At 60.8% G+C, this 15,117-nt stretch carries 14 protein-coding genes; 13 read left to right on the top strand and 1 reads right to left on the bottom strand.

The window, feature by feature from the left end; translation table 11 throughout:
- Positions 1-126 precede the first annotated feature (126 nt).
- The gene (gene norR / locus DMX11_RS13465) at positions 127-1,683 is read right to left on the bottom strand and encodes a nitric oxide reductase transcriptional regulator NorR (protein ID WP_110744963.1); all 1,557 of its coding nucleotides are present in this window, start codon (positions 1,681-1,683) and stop codon (positions 127-129) included.
- A 155-nt stretch (positions 1,684-1,838) separates the two neighbouring features.
- Here norR and hmpA point away from each other — a divergent pair, with 155 nt between their 5' ends.
- From hmpA to DMX11_RS13395, 13 genes are all read left to right on the top strand, one after another.
- A complete protein-coding gene (gene hmpA / locus DMX11_RS13460; RefSeq protein ID WP_110744962.1) occupies positions 1,839-3,017 on the top strand; it encodes an NO-inducible flavohemoprotein in 1,179 nt (392 codons plus the stop codon).
- A gap of 410 nt (positions 3,018-3,427) precedes the next feature.
- A complete protein-coding gene (locus tag DMX11_RS13455; RefSeq protein WP_110744961.1) occupies positions 3,428-3,934 on the top strand; it encodes a disulfide bond formation protein B in 507 nt (168 codons plus the stop codon).
- 559 nt (positions 3,935-4,493) lie between these two features.
- Positions 4,494-5,435 carry a ubiquinol oxidase subunit II gene (gene cyoA, locus DMX11_RS13445; RefSeq protein WP_110744959.1) on the top strand — a complete coding sequence of 314 codons (942 nt, stop codon included), beginning with the start codon at positions 4,494-4,496 and terminating at the stop codon, positions 5,433-5,435.
- 3 nt (positions 5,436-5,438) lie between these two features.
- Entirely contained in the window at positions 5,439-7,457 is a 2,019-nt protein-coding gene (gene cyoB, locus DMX11_RS13440) for a cytochrome o ubiquinol oxidase subunit I (RefSeq protein ID WP_003248603.1), read from the top strand.
- A 3-nt stretch (positions 7,458-7,460) separates the two neighbouring features.
- A complete protein-coding gene (gene cyoC / locus DMX11_RS13435) occupies positions 7,461-8,087 on the top strand; it encodes a cytochrome o ubiquinol oxidase subunit III (RefSeq protein WP_012051225.1) in 627 nt (208 codons plus the stop codon).
- Positions 8,087-8,419, top strand: a complete 333-nt coding sequence (gene cyoD / locus DMX11_RS13430; RefSeq protein ID WP_003248599.1) for a cytochrome o ubiquinol oxidase subunit IV — start codon at positions 8,087-8,089, stop codon at positions 8,417-8,419. Before cyoC ends, cyoD begins: the two co-directional genes overlap by 1 nt.
- 11 nt (positions 8,420-8,430) lie before the next feature.
- Complete coding sequence (cyoE, locus tag DMX11_RS13425) at positions 8,431-9,318, top strand: heme o synthase (protein ID WP_014861450.1); 888 nt, start codon at positions 8,431-8,433, stop codon at positions 9,316-9,318.
- A gap of 275 nt (positions 9,319-9,593) precedes the next feature.
- Entirely contained in the window at positions 9,594-10,802 is a 1,209-nt protein-coding gene (gene alaC / locus DMX11_RS13420) for an alanine transaminase (protein ID WP_110744958.1), read from the top strand.
- A 112-nt stretch (positions 10,803-10,914) separates the two neighbouring features.
- A complete protein-coding gene (locus DMX11_RS13415; protein WP_110744957.1) occupies positions 10,915-12,042 on the top strand; it encodes a hypothetical protein in 1,128 nt (375 codons plus the stop codon).
- A 126-nt stretch (positions 12,043-12,168) separates the two neighbouring features.
- On the top strand, positions 12,169-12,552 hold the full coding sequence (locus DMX11_RS13410; protein ID WP_003248590.1) for a YkgJ family cysteine cluster protein: 384 nt from the start codon (positions 12,169-12,171) through the stop codon (positions 12,550-12,552).
- A gap of 433 nt (positions 12,553-12,985) precedes the next feature.
- On the top strand, positions 12,986-13,549 hold the full coding sequence (locus DMX11_RS13405) for a GNAT family N-acetyltransferase (protein ID WP_110744956.1): 564 nt from the start codon (positions 12,986-12,988) through the stop codon (positions 13,547-13,549).
- A gap of 56 nt (positions 13,550-13,605) precedes the next feature.
- Positions 13,606-14,133: a sigma-70 family RNA polymerase sigma factor gene (locus DMX11_RS13400; RefSeq protein WP_110744955.1), complete on the top strand. Its 528-nt coding sequence runs from the start codon at positions 13,606-13,608 to the stop codon at positions 14,131-14,133.
- A complete protein-coding gene (locus tag DMX11_RS13395) occupies positions 14,130-15,101 on the top strand; it encodes a FecR domain-containing protein (protein WP_110744954.1) in 972 nt (323 codons plus the stop codon). The genes DMX11_RS13400 and DMX11_RS13395 overlap by 4 nt, the downstream gene beginning before the upstream one ends.
- Positions 15,102-15,117: the final 16 nt, after the last annotated feature.

The following is a 15,117-nucleotide window of genomic DNA, read 5'->3' as shown; positions in this document are numbered from 1 at the left end:
AGCCCCTTCAGGGTTGGTACGCACGGCCTCGACCAGGCAGTCGAGATTTGGGTGGTTAGGGAGATATAGCAGCCAGGCGGGAAGCAACCAGATGGCTTTCTGAGTTAATCCTTTTGTAGGTAAACCTCAGCGAAGCCCCAGCCGGCGGGCCAATCGGCTCAGATTTGCGCGGTCCAGCCCCAGCTCACGCGCTGCTGCCGCCCAGTTTTCCTGATGCCGTTGCAGGCAGGCCTCGATCATCTGGCGCTGGTAGACATCGATGGCTTCGCGTAGGCCTCCTTCGGGCACTGTACTGACCGGCAGCGGTGCCGCGGGCGAGGGCAGGGCGCCCGCGGTGGGTGAGGAAACGCGCAGATCAAGGTCGTTCGCTGCGAGGGTGAGGATCCGCGGCCGGTCGCGGTGCTGGCCCAATGCCTTGAGCGCCGAGCGGCCGATCAGGTGCTCGAGTTCGCGCACGTTGCCCGGCCAGTCGTAGGCCAGCAGCGCGGCCTGGGCTTCGCTGTTCAGGCGCAAGCTGTTCAGGCCCAGGCGTGAACGGTTCTGTTCGAGGAAGTAGCCCGCCAATAGCAGCACGTCCCGCCCACGTTCGCGCAACGGAGGCACCTGCAGTGGGTATACGCTGAGGCGGTGATAGAAATCGGCGCGGAAGTTGCCGTTGCGCACTTCTGCCGCCAAGTCGCGGTTGGTGGCGGCGATCAGGCGTACGTTCACGGTGTGCTCGCGGTCCGAACCCAGGCGCTGCAGTTGGCCGCTCTGTAGCACACGCAACAGTTTGGCCTGCACCGCCAGCGGCAGTTCGCCGACTTCGTCGAGAAACAGCGTACCGCCGTTGGCCAGTTCGAATTTGCCGCGGCGCTCGCCGTGCGCGCCTGTGAAGGCACCGCGTACATGGCCGAACAGCTCGCTTTCCACCAGCGTGTCGGGCAGGGCAGCGCAGTTGAGGCTGACCAGCGGCTTGTCGGCGCGGCTGCTGGCCTGGTGCAGGGCTTGGGCCACCAGTTCCTTGCCGACACCGGTTTCGCCTGTGATCAGCACCGTCAGGTCGCTGCCGCCGACCAGGCGAATTTCTTCTACCAGGCGTTTGTGCGCCGGGCTCTGGCCGATCAGCTCCTTGTCCTGGCCACTGGCCTGGCGGTAGATCTCGGCGCGAAGGTGTTCGTCCTCGGCGCGCAGGGCCAGGTGCTCTATGCGCTCGGCCACGGTCACAGTCGCGGCGGCCAGGCTGGCGAAGGCCTGCAGGGCATCCAGTTCCAGGCTCTGGAATTGCCCGGGGGTAAGGGCGTCAAGGGTGACCAGGCCCCAGGGGCGCTCATCGACCACCAACGGGCAGCCCATGCAGTCGTGCACTTCGAGGTCGGCATCCGGGGCATTGACCAGGCCATCGTAAGGGTCGGGCAGTTCGGAGTCGCTGGCGAAGCGGGTGGGCTCCGGGCGGCTGAGGAGGATCTGGAAGCGCGGGTGTTCGCTGACGCGAAAGCGCCGGCCGAGGGTATCCGGGCTCAGGCCGTCCACCGCTAGCGGCACCAGCCATTCGCCATCCAGGCGCAGCAGCGCGGCGGCATCGCACGGCAGCAAGCCACGCATGGCCTGCAGCAGCCGGCGATAGCGTTCCTGGTCGGGCAAGTCACGGGACAGGTCGCTGACCAGGGGCAGCAGGGCAGTGAGTAACGGCTTTGCAGTCATAAGGACTCCTCTTGGTCGATATGACTATACGCCGCCATGTGTCCTTTTGACATGTTATGGTTCAAGCCATTGATTTTCATGAACATAAAAGTTGGCACGATTGCTGTAGTGACCCTGGCAGTCATTTGAAGCCACCAGGCTCAGGAGTTTTTGCAATGCTCAATGCCGAACAACGTGCAATCATCAAGGCCACCGTACCGCTGCTGGAAAGCGGCGGCGAGGCGCTGACCACTCACTTCTACAAAATGATGCTCAGCGAGTATCCCCAGGTGCGCCCGCTGTTCAACCAGGCGCACCAGGCCAGCGGCGACCAGCCGCGTGCCCTGGCCAACGGCGTGCTGATGTATGCCCGCCACATCGACCAGCTGGAACAGCTGGGCGGCCTGGTCGGGCAAATCATCAACAAGCACGTTGCCCTGCAGATTCTGCCGGAGCACTACCCGATCGTCGGCAGCTGCCTGCTGCGTGCCATCGAAGAAGTGCTGGGCAAGGAAATCGCCACCCCTGCAGTCATCGAGGCCTGGGGGGCGGCCTATGGCCAACTGGCCGATATCCTGATCGGCGCTGAAGAAGGTTTGTATAAGCAAAAGGAGGAGGCCGAGGGAGGCTGGCGTGGTACTCGCGAGTTCCGCCTGGTGCGCCGCGATCGGGAAAGCAGTGAAATCGTTTCGTTCTACTTTGCCCCGGTGGATGGCAAGCCTGTGCTCAAGGCCGAACCTGGCCAGTACATCGGCCTGAAGCTGGACATTGATGGTGCCGAGCAGCGTCGTAACTACTCTTTGTCGGCGCTGTGCGATGGCAAGGAATACCGTATCAGCGTCAAGCGTGAAGCGGGCGGCAAGGTCTCCAGCTACCTGCACGATGAGCTGGTAGTTGGCGATACCCTGCAGTTGTTCCCACCTGCGGGCGACTTCACCCTGGCCACCAGCGAAAAACCGCTGGTGCTGATCAGCGGTGGCGTGGGTATTACCCCGACCTTGGCGATGCTGCAGGCTGCACTGCAAACCCAGCGTGAGGTGCATTTCATTCATTGCGCGCGCAATGGCGCGGTGCATGCCTTCCGCGACTGGGTCGATGGGCTGGCGGCGCGTCATCCGCAGTTGAAGCGCTTCTACTGCTACGCCGAGGCGCAAGGCGCGGATGCCGCCGATGCCGTGGGCCTGCTGAGCGCCGACCTGCTGGCGGAGTGGCTGCCACTTGAGCGTGATGTGGACGCCTACTTCCTTGGGCCGAAGGGCTTCATGGCGGCGGTCAAGCGCCAACTGAAGGGCCTGGGTGTGCCGGAGCAGCAGAGCCGCTACGAGTTCTTCGGGCCGGCGGCTGCCTTGGCGTGATGTAGCGCCTGTAATGCCCCTTCGCGGGTGAACCCGCTCCACCGGCATACCGCCCTGTAGCAGCGGGGTTCCCGGCGAAGAGGCCGGCACAGGCTTATGTGACTACTTCCTGCCTATATATAAAGGAAGATGAAACCGGCGCGCTGCGCTTTCATAGTTAATCGTCCTTTAATCACGGTATCCTTCACTCCCGGGTGTCGAGGGGCTTGCCCCTGCGCGGCACTCGGGCAGCCGTTTTTTTGCCGCCCGGCGTTGAACCGACGCCGTTACGGCCGGTCTCAGCCACACCGGATAGCCCTGCGCAGCGCTATCACGCCGCCTCCTCGGCACACTCACTGGCCCTGCCCAGCGTGTAGACTTGCGCCAAGGCGGGCGGACCACGCTGCCACTATCCATCGAAGGAACCGGTAATGATCGAACAAACAACGCGCCTGAATCGGGAACGGCGCTTTCTGGTGCTGCTGGGCCTGATCTGCATATCGCTGATCGGCGGCGCGCTCTACATGCAAGTGGTGCTGGGCGAGGCCCCTTGCCCGTTGTGCATCCTGCAGCGTTATGCACTGCTGTTCATTGCCGTGTTCGCCTTCATTGCCGCGGCAATGCCGGGGCGCCGTAGCCTGACCTTCTTCGAAGCCCTGGTGGTGCTCAGCGCCATTGGCGGAATCGTTGCGGCCGGCAACCATGTGTATATACTCGCCAACCCCATGGTCAGTTGCGGCATCGATACCCTGCAACCGATCGTCGATGACCTGCCGTTGGCCAAGCTCTGGCCGCTGGCATTCCAGGTCGACGGCTTCTGCAGCACGCCGTACCCGCCGATTCTTGGTTTGTCACTGGCGCAATGGGCGCTCGTTGCCTTCGTGCTGACTGCTGTGCTGGTCCCGCTCGGCATCTACCGCAACCGACGCCAGGCTTAGACAAAAGTCCCGAATTGCATCGGGTCTTTTGCAGCGCACGAGAAGAGCGAAAAGTTGCCTCCCGCTTGATTCAGATCAACCACCAAGCCTTGTAGAATGCGGCTTTGAGGGCTAGCAAGCGGGGTGCGACAAACTGTCGCGAAGTTGAATTGTTGAGTCGCATTGTTGCGGATTCTGTAAAAGACTGTTGCTCAATAAGTCATAGTCAAGGGTTGGCGACCTAACTACAATCGCCCCCAATTTCCGTTCGGCACTGCTTGCGAGTCGCAGGATTGAAGGAAGCCCCAGCGCTCCTTTTTGCTGACTTCGTCAAGTTTCGCCCAACGGCGATACCGGGCGGACCCCCCTCCGCGTTTTCCCGCACCAAATGGACTTGGTCTGAAGTACAGGCCTGTTGCCTACGAAACCATAAGCACCGTTAACCCGCTTGAAGCCAAGGTCCTGCAGTCGGACCCCAGGCAGGAGCGAGTACGGGCGCGAAATGCCTCACTTGGCAGGACGAAGTGTTGGCTACCAAAACACAAATTGCATTGAAGCAAGCTGATCTAGAGGTCGTGAGATGAGTAAAAAGCGTTACCCCAGACTGTTTGGCATATTGCCCTTTTTAGGCATGCTTTTACTCAGTGGGTGCAACTGGACCCTGCTCGACCCGAAGGGCCAGGTCGGCATTGAGCAAAAGAACCTGATCCTGATCGCTACCGGGCTGATGCTGCTGGTGGTGGTGCCCGTGATCATCATGACCCTGGCGTTCGCCTGGAAGTACCGTGCTTCCAACAAGGCTGCCACCTACACCCCTGACTGGTCGCACTCGACCAAGATCGAGGCCGCGGTGTGGATCATCCCGATCCTGATCATCATCGCCCTGGGTTACGTCACCTACCACTCCACCCACAAGCTGGACCCGTACCGTCCACTGGATTCCGATGTGAAGCCGGTGCAGATCGACGTGGTCGCGCTGGACTGGAAGTGGCTGTTCATCTACCCGGAACAGGGCATTGCCACGGTCAACAAGATCGTCTTCCCGGCTAATACCCCAGTCAACTTCCGCGTCACTTCCGACGCCGTGATGAACTCGTTCTTCATCCCGGGCCTGGGCGGCCAGATCTACGCCATGGCCGGCATGACCACCAAGCTGCACCTGATCGCCAACGAAAACGGCGAGTTCGACGGTATCAGCGCCAACTACAGCGGTGCTGGCTTCACCGGCATGAAATTCAAGGCTACTGCCACCTCCCAGGAAGACTTCGACAAGTGGGTCGCCGAGGTCAAGCAGTCGCCGAAGAAGCTGGACAAGGCCGAATACGACGCCTTGGCCAAACCAAGCGAAAACAACCCAGTCGCGCTGTATAGCGAGGCCTCGCCAGAGCAGTTCCAGCTGATCGTCGACAAGTACGAAGGCATGAACCGCGGTCGTAGCCACGAAGAAGCAGGCAGCAAAGATCTGGCCACAACCAAGGGTGTGGAATCGAGTATGCAACCAGCTGCCGGTGCAGAGGAGTAAGAGATGTTCGGTAAATTAAGCCTGGAGGCGATACCCTATCACGAGCCGATAGTCATGGTGACGCTTGCCATGATCGCGCTCGGCGGTATCGCTGTCGTCGGTCTTATCACCTATTTCCGCAAGTGGACCTACTTGTGGAGCGAGTGGCTGACTACTGTCGACCACAAAAAGATCGGCGTGATGTACATCATCGTCGCGATGGTCATGCTGCTGCGCGGCTTTGCCGACGCCATCATGATGCGTACCCAGCTGGCTGCCGCAACCGGTGGCTCCGAAGGCTACCTGCCGCCTGAACACTATGACCAGATCTTCACCGCTCACGGTGTGATCATGATCATCTTCATGGCGATGCCGTTCTTCACCGGCCTGATGAACCTGGCGGTTCCTCTGCAGATCGGTGCACGTGACGTTGCCTTCCCGTTCCTGAACTCCCTGAGCTTCTACCTGCTGCTGGCAGGCGTGCTGCTGGTCAACATCTCGCTGGGTGTTGGTGAATTCGCCAAGACCGGCTGGGTTGCCTATCCGCCGCTGGCGGGCATCCAGTACAGCCCTGGGGTGGGTGTCGACTACTACATCTGGGCGCTACAGCTATCCGGATTGGGTACGACGCTTACCGGCGTGAACTTCCTCGTCACCGTGATGAAGATGCGCGCACCTGGCATGAAGCTGATGGACATGCCGATCTTCACCTGGACCTGCACCTGGGCCAACGTTCTGATCGTTGCTTCGTTCCCGATCCTGACTGCTGCACTCGCGCTGCTGACTGTTGACCGTTATCTGGACTTCCACATCTTCACCAACGAGCTTGGTGGGAACCCGATGATGTACGTCAACCTGTTCTGGGCGTGGGGTCACCCTGAGGTTTACATCCTGATCCTGCCGGCCTTCGGCGTGTTCTCGGAAGTTACCTCGACGTTCTCTGGCAAACGCCTGTTCGGCCACCACTCGATGATCTACGCATCGGGCGCGATCGCCATCCTCGGCTTTGCAGTATGGCTGCACCACTTCTTCACCATGGGTGCCGGCGCCAGCGTCAACACCTTCTTCGGCCTGGCGACGATGCTGATCTCCATCCCGACCGGTGTGAAGCTGTTCAACTGGCTGTTCACCATGTACCAAGGCCGTGTGCGCTTCACCGCACCGATGCTCTGGACCCTGGGCTTCATGGTCACCTTCTCCATCGGTGGCATGACTGGCGTACTGCTGGCCGTTCCGGGTGCTGACTTCGTCCTGCACAACAGCCTGTTCGTAATTGCGCACTTCCACAACGTGATCATCGGTGGCGCGGTATTCGGCTACATCGCCGGTTTCGCCTTCTGGTTCCCGAAAGCCTTCGGCTTCACCCTGAACGAGAAGTGGGGCAAGGCTGCCTTCTGGTTCTGGCTGTCGGGCTTCTACGTTGCGTTCATGCCGCTGTACGCCCTGGGCTTCATGGGCATGACCCGTCGTCTGAACCACTCCGACAACCCACTGTGGGAACCCTACCTGTACGTAGCCGTCGTTGGCGCCGTGCTGATCCTGTTCGGTATCGCTTGCCAGCTGATCCAGATCTTCGTTTCGGTCCGCGACCGCAACCAGAACCTGGACGTGACCGGCGACCCATGGGGCGGCCGTACCCTGGAATGGTCGACTTCTTCGCCACCTCCGTTCTACAACTTCGCTCACATGCCTGAGAAAGTTGGCCTGGACTGCTGGCACGAAGCCAAGGAAGCGGGCGTTGCGTACAAGGCCCCGGCCAAGTACGAAGCCATCCACATGCCGAGCAACACTGCTACCGGTCTGTTCATGGGCCTGTTCCTGACCGTCTTCGGCTTCGCCTTCATCTGGCACATCTGGTGGCTGGTGGGCGCGAGCCTGGTTGCAACCATCGCTGTCTTCGTTCGCCACGCTGCACGTGACGACCAGGGCTACATGGTTCCGGCCGAAGAAGTGGCGCGCATCGAAGGCGAGCGTATGAAAGCGCTGGCCAAAGCAGGTGCTCTGCCTGCCGGCGCACGTGTCGAATCGTTTGAGCGGGTGTAATCAATGTCCAGTCAAGTAATGCACGGCGGCGCTGCTCATGGTCACGACCATGGGCATGACGACCACCACCACGACTCGGGCCAGATGACCGTACTGGGTTTCTGGCTGTACCTGATGACCGACTGCATCCTGTTTGCGTCGCTCTTCGCCACCTACGCGGTGCTGTCCGGCAGTTTTGCCGGCGGCCCGTCGGGTCATGACATCTTCCAGCTCGATTTCGTAGCTGTTGAAACGCTGTTCCTGCTGCTGTCCTCGATCACCTTCGGCTTCGCCATGCTGAAGATGTTCGATGGCAAGAAAGCAGGTGTACTGGGCTGGTTGGCTGTGACCTTCCTGTTCGGTGCAGGCTTCATCGCGATGGAAATCTATGAGTTCCATCACCTGATCAGCGAGGGCTTCGGCCCGCAGCGCAGTGGCTTCCTGTCGGGCTTCTTCGCCCTGGTAGGTACCCACGGTCTGCACGTGACTGCTGGTCTGATCTGGATGGCAATCATGATGTACCAGATCAACAAGCACGGCATCACGCCGACCGCCAAGACCCGCATGAGCTGCCTGAGCCTGTTCTGGCACTTCCTGGACGTGGTCTGGATCTGCGTATTCACCGTCGTTTACCTGCTGGGAGTTCTGTAATGGCTAACGCACACGACACTCATCACGAAGGTAATCACGGCAGCGTCAAGTCGTACATGATCGGTTTTGTACTGTCGATCATCCTGACCGCGATCCCGTTCGGCCTGGCCATGACCGCCAGCCTGCCGAAGAACCTGACCGTTCTGATCATCGTTGCCATGGCCGTGATCCAGGTAGTTGTTCACCTGGTCTACTTCCTGCACATGGACCGCTCGAAAGAGCAACGCAACAACGTATCGACGTTCCTGTTCACCACCTTGGTGATCGCTCTGCTTGTCGGCCTGTCGCTGTGGATCATGTTCAGCATCCACTTCGAAATGTTGGCCAAGTGAGGTAAGACTGCATGTCCGTTAAGCACTTTATCCAAATCACCAAACCGGGGATCATTTTCGGTAACGTGCTTTCCGTGGCAGGCGGTTTCTTCCTTGCCTCGAAGGGCCATGTGGATTTCGCCCTGTTCCTGGCGGTGGTGATCGGTACTTCGCTGGTGGTTGCGTCCGGATGCGTGTTCAACAACTGCATCGACCGTGACATCGACCACAAGATGGAGCGCACCAAGAACCGCGTCATGGTTCAGGGCGGTATGTCGCTGCCCCTCGCGCTGATTTACGCCACCCTGCTCGGGGTGGCGGGTTTCAGCCTGCTGTATGTACAGGCCAACCCGCTGTCTGCGTTCTGCGCACTGATTGGTTTCGTCGTCTACGTCGGTTTCTACAGCCTGTGGCTGAAGCGCAAGTCGGTGCACGGCACCTTGGTCGGCAGCCTGTCCGGTGCCATGCCTCCGGTGATCGGCTACTGCGCCGTGAGCAACAGCTTCGACCTGGCTGCGGTTACCCTGCTGGTGATGTTCAGCCTGTGGCAGATGCCGCACAGCTTTGCGATCGCCATCTTCCGCTTCAAGGATTACAGCGCTGCCAACATTCCGGTTCTGCCGGTGGCGCGCGGTGTCCTCGCGGCGAAGAAGCAGATCGTGCTGTACGTACTGGCCTTCGTTCTTGCCACCCTGATGCTTACCCTCGGCGGTTACGCCGGCCTCGGCTACCTGGCCGTGGCAGCCGCCATGGGCCTGTACTGGCTGTACATGGCCTGGGGTGGTTACAAGGCTGAAGACGATAGCAAGTGGGCCCGCAAGGTGTTCGGCTTCTCCATCCTTACCGTCACTGCATTGAGCGTGATGATGGGCGTGGACAGCCAGACTGCTGCGGACGTGCTGATGACCTACGCACGCTGAAACTGCTGCCTGCTTCACGAAAACCCCGGCCTCTGTGCCGGGGTTTTTTTTGGGTATTTTTCCTGTGCTGGCCTTTTCGCGGGTAAACCCGCTAGGAAGCCGGCACAGGAAAAATAGAAATTTCTGATTTTCAAACAATAGATCTGAAAAGACTAAACAAAACAGGAAATTATCCTTTACAAGGATCATGTTTCGGCACTATCTTCTGATTCAGGCCGCCACATCGGCCAGCGTCGCTCGGACGGTTCCGGGCGCTTACGTCCTCAGAGGAAGCCATGGCCAACCCAGGTTCGCCGCGCCGCTTTGCGCGCATCGATCGTCTCCCCCCTTACGTCTTCAACATCACTGCCGAGCTCAAGATGGCTGCCCGCCGCCGGGGCGAAGACATCATCGACCTGAGCATGGGCAACCCCGATGGCGCCACCCCGCCGCACATCGTCGAGAAGCTGGTGCAGGTCGCCCAGCGTGAAGATACCCATGGCTATTCCACCTCGCGCGGTATCCCGCGCCTGCGTCGGGCAATCTCCAACTGGTACAAGGATCGCTACGAGGTCGACATCGACCCGGAAAGCGAAGCCATCGTCACCATCGGTTCGAAAGAAGGCCTGGCGCACCTGATGCTGGCCACCCTCGACCAGGGCGACACTGTACTGGTGCCCAACCCCAGCTACCCGATCCACATCTACGGCGCAGTGATCGCCGGTGCGCAGGTGCGCTCGGTGCCGTTGGTGCCTGGTGTGGACTTCTTCAACGAGCTTGAGCGGGCCATTCGCGAGTCCATCCCCAAGCCGAAGATGATGATCCTCGGCTTCCCGTCCAACCCGACCGCGCAGTGCGTGGAGTTGGACTTCTTCGAGCGCGTGGTGGCCTTGGCCAAGCAATATGGCGTGCTGGTGATCCACGACCTGGCCTATGCCGATATCGTCTACGACGGCTGGAAAGCCCCGTCGATCATGCAGGTACCGGGTGCCAAGGACATTGCGGTGGAGTTCTTCACCCTGTCCAAGAGCTACAACATGGCCGGCTGGCGGATCGGCTTCATGGTCGGCAACCCCGAGCTGGTCAGTGCCCTGGCGCGGATCAAGAGCTACCACGACTACGGCACCTTCACACCGCTGCAGGTGGCCGCCATTGCCGCTCTTGAAGGCGACCAGCAGTGCGTGCGCGACATTGCCGAACAATACCGCCAGCGCCGCAACCTCTTGGTGAAAGGTTTGCACGAGCTGGGCTGGATGGTCGAGAACCCCAAGGCTTCGATGTACGTGTGGGCGAAGATCCCGCCAGAGTACGCGCACTTGGGTTCGCTGGAGTTCTCCAAGAAACTGCTGGCCGAGGCAAAGGTGTGCGTGTCGCCGGGGATCGGCTTTGGTGATTATGGCGATGATCATGTGCGCTTTGCCCTGATCGAGAACCAGGACCGCATTCGCCAGGCTATTCGCGGGATCCGGCAGATGTTCCGGGCCGACGGGTTGGCCCGCAAGTAAGGTGACTGGGGCTGCGACGCAGCCCCGATTGCCTCGAAGGTGAGCTTTCCACCTGCCTTCTGGGTATCGATATTCCTACCTTCAGCACTCATTTCTCACCAAAGAGATTCCCATGAGTGTCTTCACCGCCTATTTTTGCGGCACCGGATCGCACCGTTTCGACGATGCCAACCCCAACTTCTGGAATGGTGAGCTGGTCTCGACCCTGGCCAGCAACGACCAAGGCCGCGAGTTCGCCCACTGGATTGCCGTAGACGGCCCCGGCAGCGGCAACCTTCAGGATGACACCCTGTTCGTCGAACCCGGCGGCTATTTCAACTGGAGCGGCCAGCTGTTTGGCCGCGGCTGGGAAGAAAACGTCAACCATGTGCTGCAGGTGATCAAGGGCGAAAGCAACTGGCAGCGCACCAAGCTCGACGAAGAAGAGTACCAGCGGCTGAAAGCCGCCGGGGTGCCAATCCCGGACGTTACCACTACGGCGTCGTGGTTCTGGCGCAACTACGACTACGGCGATCGTCATCCAACGCCGCAGGAACTGCAAGAGCGTATCATCAGTGTGTTCCGCAAGCCGCGCTTGCCCACGCAGGTGAACCTGGTGGGTTGGAGCAGGGGAGGGATCAGTTGCCACATGCTGGCCAACGCCATGGCCCAAGACCCTGTATTGCGCGGCATCCCAGTGAATATCTTTGCCATTGACCCGGTGCCAGGGGTCGGTAATGTGCAAACCGAACGCGTCACGTTGGCTGGCAACGTCAAGGAGTACGTAGGTTTCTACTCGCGGGATGAGCGGTCCAAAGGTTTTGCGTGCGTGATCCCAGCGGTCGCCAGCTCCACGCGAACCTGCATCTATCCGATGCCAGGCCGGCATGCCACGCTGGTGGGTAACGCCTCGGTCGACGGCGCGAGCGACGGCAAGGTGCTGCCAGAACCTGGGTTGATCGTTCGCCACTTTGCCGAGGTCTGCCTGACCCGCTGGGGTGTGCAGCTGGACAAGTGCCTGGCCTTGGACGAAGGCCAGTTAATGAAGTATCACCAGCTCATGGCCGCTGCCGAAAAGCAGTACCAGGCCATGCGCAGTGAGTCTTACACGGTCCTTACCGAGGGCGAAAAGCACGACCGTCTGGTGCACCGTGGTGAGCAGCGTACGTACTTCAGCAAAGTGCGGGGCGAGGGTTACGACCCGAGCACAGGGCTGGCATTGCAGCGTTGGGATGCTGCCACTTACAAGTCCATCTGCTAGCCGAGGCGGGCGGCCGGATCAGCGGCAATTTTTTTTGCATTGCCCCTCTATCCAGCCGCCCCCGCTTGGAATGAAAATGGCGCGGCGGGCCAGCCCCGATAACAACAACCTTCCCTCCGTGCCATCATGTCCGAATATAACCCTTGCCTTGACTGCGGCGCCTGCTGCGGGTACTTCCGTGTGTCCTTCTTCTGGGGCGAATGCCAGTCTGCCGGGGGCGTCGTGCCGGACGACCTGGTGGTACAGATCAATCCCACCCGCGTTGCCATGATTGGCACCGATGCCAAGCCCTGCCGCTGCGTCAGCCTGCAGGGCGAGATCGGTAAAGAGGTGGCTTGTACGATTTACGCCAACCGTTCCAGCCCGTGCCGCGAGTTTGACGCGTCTTGGGAGGGTGGTGTGCATAACCCAAGCTGTGATGATGCGCGGGCGGCGTATGGTTTGCCGCCGCTGACCCCGCCAGAGGCCAACGAGCCGCATTGGCCGGATGATGGGGCCGAGGTGGCCTGATTTATTTGCACGGATGAGTTAGCTAGGCTCTGTACGAAAAGCCTTGATACTTGTTCATGCTGCGTTGAAAACAGCCTCGGGATGCTCATGTACGCCAGTACAGTCGGGCGCGACCTCGGCCGTTCCTCGGCTGTTTTCGCCTTGCCTGACCTGCGTCCCAAGACTTTTCGGACAGAGCCTAGTTTGCTTGAACGAGTGAGCCAGGCTAACTCATTACATTATTTCCAAGCCTTAGCAAAATATTTACTTCGTTTTCGCTTTCGCGCTGTCGAATATGGATGTTGTTATTCGTAAACGAAAATGCTCCTGCAGTGGATCGCGTAGCTTGGTAGCGGCCTTGTGCCGCGATGGGCTGCAAAGCAGCCCCGGGATGCCTCAACCCTGCACTTGACGGTAAACTGTCATCTCCCCAGCAATGGACAGGAGATCCGGCGTGACCCCACCCCGCAGTTTCCCCAGTGACCTCTGCCTCGACAGCCCACGCCTGCAACTGCGCCCCATGCGCCATGCCGATGCCGCGCAGTGGCTGGCGATCATGGCCGACCCCGAGGTCATGCGCTATTGGCACCATGCACCCTGGCAAGACCTGGCCGAGGCCGAAAGTGCCCTGGCCGCCGACCGCGAAGCCTATGCCAATGGCGACCAACTCAAGCTCGGCATGTACCGCCGCGACAACGGCGAACTGATCGGCATGGTCCAGCTGTTCAACATCGACGACATTTCCCGCCGTGGCGAAATCGGCTACTGCCTGGCCAGCGCCGTGCAGGGCAGGGGCTACATGGACGAAGCGCTGACCTGCTTCATCGACTACCTCGCCCACACCCTGCACATGCGCCGCCTGGAAGGCGAAATCGACCCGCGCAACCAAGGCTCGGCACGCACCCTGGAGCGCCAGGGTTTTGTCCTGGAAGGCACCTTGCGGGCCCGTTGGTGGGTGGCAGGTGAGCTGTCCGACTCTGGCATTTACGGCTTGTTGCTCGAACCACCTGTTGCATAGTCTTACGGCGAATAGCTACTATTCGGGAACAATTCTCACTTGTGTCCCGGTGCCCCATGCCCGTAGCCGACTCACCGAGCCCGTACCCGCTTGAACAGCTATACAGCGAGCACCATGGCTGGCTTTTCAGCTGGCTACGTCGCAAGCTGCGTTGTTCGCACAGCGCAGCCGACCTGGCCCAGGACACCTTCGTGCGCATCCTGGCCTCGCGTGATGCCTTGCTGGGCATGCGCGAGCCACGCGCCTACCTCAGTACCACTGCACGCCGCCTGTTGATCGACCGGGTCCGCCGACAGCAAATCGAAGAGGCCTACCTCAGCGAACTTGCCTTGGCTGCCGAGGCGCTGGAAGGGCACCAGTCTCCCGAAAGCATCCTCATCACCCTCGAAGCGCTGGAGCAGATCGCTTTCCTGCTGGAAGGCCTGCACCTGAATGCCCGCGAGGCCTTCGTCGGTTACTATTTGGACGACCTGACCCAGCCTCAGATTGCTAAACGCCTGCAGATTTCCCCACGCATGGTGCGCAAGTACCTGGCCCAGGCCTTGATCCATTGCCACCGCACGCTGGACATTGCCGAACCGTGAATCCCTCGCGTATCGAACAGGAAGCGGCCGAATGGGCCCTGTGCCTGGGCGAAGGTGAGCTGGATGCCGACGAGGCGCGTGAGTTCGACGCCTGGCTGCAGGCAGACCCACGCCACGGCGCCACCTTGCGCCGCATGCAAGGGGTGATCAGCCAGGTGCAGGCACTGCGCGAGCAACGCGGACCGGTGGGCGCGGGGCTGCGCGTCGGCGTACAGGTTTCGGCTCCAGGCTCGGGCGCACGGCGCACTTTGCTCGGTTTGGCCCTGACAATCTCCTTGCTGGGCACACTGAGCCTTTCCGGTGGAACCCCGCGCGACTGGCTGGCCGACTTGCGTACCGCGCCTGCGGAGTGGCGCAGCCAAACCTTGGAAGATGGCTCGCAGCTGACCTTGGCGGGCAACTCTGCCGTGGATGTCGACTTCAGCACTGGCGAGCGGCGCATCCGCCTGCTGCATGGCCAGGTGCTGGTGGATGTCAGTCATGACCCGACGCGACCCTTCGTGATACAGACCGACGAAGGCAGCTTCAAGGCCCTGGGCACGCGCTTCGTGGTCAGACACGGCCACGCTCGCAGCGAGCTGACCATGCTTGAGTCCCGGGTCGAGGCGCGCACTGCCTTGTCCGGCGATCAGTTGGTCGTCGGCCCGGGAGAGCGGGCATGGGTGGCGCGTGAAGGGCTTGGCCCGTTGCCGGCCATCGACCCGGCGCGGGTCGATCGGGCCTGGCAGCATCACCAGTTGGTGGCCGACGGCGTACCGCTCGACCAGGTGCTCGATGCCTTGGCCGAGCAACGCCGTGGCGTGCTGCGCTTCGATCGCCAGGCAATGCAGGCGATCAAGGTGTCGGCGGTGCTGCCTCTGGATGACAGCGAAAGGGCCCTGCGCCTGCTGGCCGAGGCGCTGCCGATTCGTATCGGCGGCGTTGGCCGCTGGTGGACCACGGTCGAGCCCGTCTCACGAGAAAATTGATTCAGGTGGTTCCGCT

This window comes from Pseudomonas sp. LB-090624 (assembly GCF_003205205.1).
Lineage (GTDB): Bacteria > Pseudomonadota > Gammaproteobacteria > Pseudomonadales > Pseudomonadaceae > Aquipseudomonas.
This window is presented reverse-complemented; position numbering and strand designations above follow the sequence as displayed.